Below are 692 nucleotides of genomic sequence, written 5' to 3'. Positions count from 1 at the left end.
CGCGGCCTTGCGGGCCGCCTCGGCGACGGCCTCCCGGTCGCCGCCCGCCCGCGCGGCCGCGTAGCCGACGAGGAAGGTGGTCAGCGGCGCGGCGGGCCGGGCCACCCCGTGGGCGGCGTCACGGGCGAGGTCGAGCAGCACGCCGGTGTCGACGTCCAGGTCGATGCCCAGCTCGTCCTTGACTGCGGAGATCCATTCATCCAACACGTGTCCATGCTCCCTGATGCGTGCCCTGGCAGTGGCGATGTCGTCCCAGGTGTCGCAGTCGAAGGACGCCACCGGGTCGGAGATACGGGTGAGGTCGAGCGAGCCGGTCAGCCGGCGCAGGGGCAGCCCGGTCAGCTCGCCGTGCCGGCCGGTGAGCACGGCCAGCTCGCGGCGCAGGGCCCCGGTCCGGTACGCGGCGACGAGCGGCTGGTCCCGGCCGTCGGAGTCGGTCAGCAGCACGCCGTCGGCGGTGCCGTGCCGAAGGGGTGCCAGCAGTCCCCGCACCGTGCGGCGGTCGAGGAAGGGCAGATCGGCGGAGAGCAGGACGACCCGGTCGGCCTTGGTGTGCCGGAGTCCGGCGGCGAGCGCGGCCAGGGGGCCGCCGCCCGGAGGTTCCTCGCGGGCCCAGATCACGGGCCGTGCGGTGGGGCGGGGGGCGGCGACGACCACCGTGGTCCGGGCGTCGGCGCAGGCCGTGAGCACCA

Annotated in this window: 1 protein-coding gene; it reads right to left on the bottom strand. The window is 76.0% G+C overall.

The window, feature by feature from the left end:
• The coding region (locus tag B7767_RS39560; protein ID WP_107486593.1) for a DUF6457 domain-containing protein at positions 1-692 on the bottom strand (692 nt) is incomplete at both ends.

The organism is Streptomyces sp. 13-12-16 (assembly GCF_002114215.1).
In the GTDB taxonomy this organism is placed as follows: domain Bacteria; phylum Actinomycetota; class Actinomycetes; order Streptomycetales; family Streptomycetaceae; genus Streptomyces.
The sequence above is the reverse complement of the archived record's forward strand: the minus strand, read 5'-3'. Positions and strand labels throughout refer to the sequence as shown.